Annotated in this window: 5 protein-coding genes; 3 read left to right on the top strand and 2 right to left on the bottom strand. The window is 27.8% G+C overall.

The genetic code is table 11. From position 1 onward, the window contains the following. Positions 1-66: 66 nt before the first annotated feature. Both AOG54_RS02080 and AOG54_RS09660 read right to left on the bottom strand, forming a co-directional pair. On the bottom strand, positions 67-246 hold the full coding sequence (locus tag AOG54_RS02080; RefSeq protein WP_054964248.1) for a hypothetical protein: 180 nt from the start codon (positions 244-246) through the stop codon (positions 67-69). Between the two features lie 254 nt (positions 247-500). Next, positions 501-611, bottom strand: a complete 111-nt coding sequence (locus AOG54_RS09660) for an NAD-dependent epimerase/dehydratase family protein (RefSeq protein WP_156318720.1) — start codon at positions 609-611, stop codon at positions 501-503. A gap of 118 nt (positions 612-729) precedes the next feature. Between AOG54_RS09660 and AOG54_RS02075 the strand changes: the two genes are divergently transcribed. The 3 genes from AOG54_RS02075 (at position 730) to AOG54_RS02060 (ending at position 3,044) form a co-directional block, all read left to right on the top strand. Beyond that, positions 730-1,881: a glycosyltransferase gene (locus AOG54_RS02075; RefSeq protein WP_055032342.1), complete on the top strand. Its 1,152-nt coding sequence runs from the start codon at positions 730-732 to the stop codon at positions 1,879-1,881. Between the two features lie 18 nt (positions 1,882-1,899). After that, positions 1,900-2,127: a hypothetical protein gene (locus tag AOG54_RS02070; protein ID WP_055032341.1), complete on the top strand. Its 228-nt coding sequence runs from the start codon at positions 1,900-1,902 to the stop codon at positions 2,125-2,127. A 227-nt stretch (positions 2,128-2,354) separates the two neighbouring features. Beyond that, positions 2,355-3,044, top strand: a complete 690-nt coding sequence (locus tag AOG54_RS02060) for a glycosyltransferase family 4 protein (RefSeq protein WP_055032340.1) — start codon at positions 2,355-2,357, stop codon at positions 3,042-3,044. Positions 3,045-3,362: the final 318 nt, after the last annotated feature.

Here is a 3,362-nt window from a genome sequence, read left to right as displayed (position 1 = left end):
ATTAATTATTATAAGAGGTCGATGATAAATGTCTTATGACATGGAAAAATTTTTGTTTAAGAATCACTATCCAAACATTACTCCCTTGCTGTTCTCTCCCAGACCATATGTATTAAAATACTTCAAATAAACTGAATCCAGATGCCTTAAAAGAGAAAATGACCTTGCAGTTATTTCATTTGTATACTTTGTGACTGCATATAAATTTGGATATGCATCTGTTACCATATCTTCTTTAACAGGCACATTTATGTTACCGTATACTGCCGAGTATTATGCAGTATAACTTTCTTAACATTATTGTTATATGATGCCTTAAGTTATTGTATGTTCTCATTATATTAATTTCATAGCCATTGGATTTATATCCTCGAATTCTGGTGTGGATATAACTGCAGACAGATTAAAAAAATAATCAATACCTTTCATGGAACTATGTAATTTATCATAATAAGATATATTTCCAATTATATGGTTATTTGCATTAGTATCTTTTTTTGCTATGTCATATGATACTGGATAATGCCCTTTTTGTTTAATAATTCTATAATTTTTCTTCCAATAAATCCTGCACCGCCTGTAACTAAAATTTCCCTATTCCTGATTGACATGAAAGGTAATCTAATGTTTGTATAAATAAGTTTATTATACTATGTGTGAGGATGCGTAGAAAAATTTTTGTTCAAGATTTTGTAGATACTTTTAAATTATTTCTTTGAATACGGAAATGTGAAAATTGCTTATATTGGGGATTTCATTAATCATGGTACATCATTGCAGACTTCAGGCACTCCACTAGTTATAATTTTATCTCGAATGGAAAATGTAGCTTCAATAGATGTATACTGTCCAAAAATCAATAAAGTTACAGAAGAATTTCAAATACCAAAAAACGTAAATATTATTAGTTTCTACCGGTATGATCATCCCCTATCTATTATAAGGCTATTGCGTGTTCAATGGAACAATTATGATGTTGTAATTTTTAATATGTTGCCTACTGGCTTTGGTAATACATCAATAGCAAACGCTACAGCACTCATAATACCATTGTTCCTAACCAAATTATTAAGGATACGCAACATTAAAATAATATATCATAACTCTGTATTTACTAATGATTTTAAAATGTTAGGCTACAATTCTTTTTATAATAGGATTAGATCAAATATCCTTAGAGGAGTTGAAAAAATTATATTTAAAAACATTCCAACTTATGTACTCCTAAATTTATACAAAGAAAGAATAGACAAAGCCATTGGAGAAAACAAGGTACATGTATTAAATGCACATTACCTTGAAGCTATAACCACCATTTACATGAATAATTTAATAGAAAAGAAATTTTTAGAAATTAATAAATCTGAAACACTAACGATACTTCTACATGGTTACTGGGGACCACAGAAGAATATTGAATTAGCTTTATCCAATTTATCAAAATTAAAGAATAAAGGAGCTAAATTTAGACTCATCATTTCTGGTGGTGTGAATAGCCATTTTCCGGATTACGAATCAAAATTTAAAAACCTACTTGATTTATATTCTAATATAATTTATGAGTATTTGGGATATGTACAAGAAAAAGACCTTATAAATATATTCCTAAAAGCGGATCTCATTTTACTCCCATATAATGTTCCAGGTGGTCATTCAGGGGTTCTTGAACAGGGCATGTTTTTTGAAGTGCCTATCATCGCCTTTGATTTTCCAGAATATAGAGAACAGGCGTCAGGCAATCCTACAGTTAAGCTGATAAAACCAGAAGACTTGAGTACAGTTTTAATGTCAAATTTAAATTCTAATAAAAAAAATGATATTATCGAGATAGAAAACAAAATAATATTGGTTAATGATAATATTAAATCAATTCTAGACTAATTAAGAGGTGAAAATTAATTGGAGAAGAAAAATCTTAGAATCTTAATATATTCAGACCATTTTTATCCATCTATAGGTGGAAGTGAAAATTATGCCATAGATTTAGCTAATGAATTAACTAAAGAAGGCCATAAAGTTGGAGTTATAACAGCAAAAAAATCTATGGTAAAAGATACATTTCAATTCAAGGTATTCAGACTTCATAAACCTTTTTCGATTAAAAGAATAAATATAAACTTAATATAAACTTTATTGAAGTATTGCATATTATAAAAATATATAATCCGGATATATTTCATATAAATTATCAAACTGGTGGAGAAAATATTATTATACCATTTTTAAAGATTCTACATATACCAATAATAATTACATATCATCCTGATCATGTAGTTACTCTTGGAAAAATAATAGATGAATTACAGCTTTTATCAACGTTTAGAAGTGTTGACTCAATTATGGTCTAGTCTAAAATGGATGAAAAGAAATTCAAAAGTAAAGGCATTCCAGAAGAAAAGTTAAGTTTAATTGAGTTTACTGGAATAGACACTGAAAAATATAAATGTGTATACAAACATAGCGTAAATGAAAATTCTATTAAGCTCTTATGTATTGCACGATTGGATGAATCTCATAAATATAAAGGAATTCATGAACTGATTATGGGAATAAAGGGGATAAATGACCTTAAATTACCAGTTAAATTGCTAGTTAGCATAATTGGGGATGGCAACCTTAGAGAACAGTATGAGAAAGAATGCAAATTATACAATCTGAATAATATTGGCTTCCTAGGCAACTTAACTGTTGAAGAAATGATAAAAGAGATTTGTTATACTGATTTTCTTATTCTTCCATCAATAAACAAAGCAGAGGGTTTTGGAAGGGTTGTTTTAGAAGCATTAAGCTGTGGAACACCTGTCATAGTTTCAAAATATGCAGGAATAGCAGAATTGATAACAAGATTCAATGCTGGTATAGTATATGATCCATTTAAATTTGTAAGCATTTTTGATAAGCTTTTAAGCGTCTTAAATAATAAGCAAGAACTAGAAAAATTCATAAATAACGGAAAGAAATTAATAGCAGAAGAGGGTCTTTCTTTATCAAGTACAACAAAAGAAACAGTTAACTTATACTATAAGTATTTGAAAAACAAATAAGTTGTCAATTTGCAATACTTAATTTTTAATATATTACCTAAATTTTATAAGTTAAATTAATTTTTCTATGGAAAAATTACATTTAAATACATCTATATCAACTTATATTAAATTTGTTGAATAATTATGCAATTTAAAATATATTATGTTTCTATATAGGTTGTGTCCCATATTTTGTGTAAATATAAATCCCCCTGTTAATAATGAAATGATCATTAAATAACAGGGAGAAATACCTCTTTTGAAAGCAGGAGGTAATAAAATATGGAATATGGCAATATAAACATATCGGATATAGAGAAATTAATAGAACAGACA

It is taken from the genome of Acidiplasma aeolicum (assembly GCF_001402945.1).
GTDB lineage: Archaea > Thermoplasmatota > Thermoplasmata > Thermoplasmatales > Thermoplasmataceae > Acidiplasma > Acidiplasma aeolicum.
Note: the sequence above shows the minus strand (reverse complement) of the source record. Positions and strands in the feature narration are given on the sequence as shown.

Bases quoted from the DNA above. Each gene is read 5' to 3' on its own strand.
- AOG54_RS09660 (WP_156318720.1), bottom strand. From the start codon at position 611: ATGTCAATCAGGAATAGGGAAATTTTAGTTACAGGCGGTGCAGGATTT.
- AOG54_RS02060 (WP_055032340.1), top strand. From the start codon at position 2,355: ATGGATGAAAAGAAATTCAAAAGTAAAGGCATTCCAGAAGAAAAGTTA.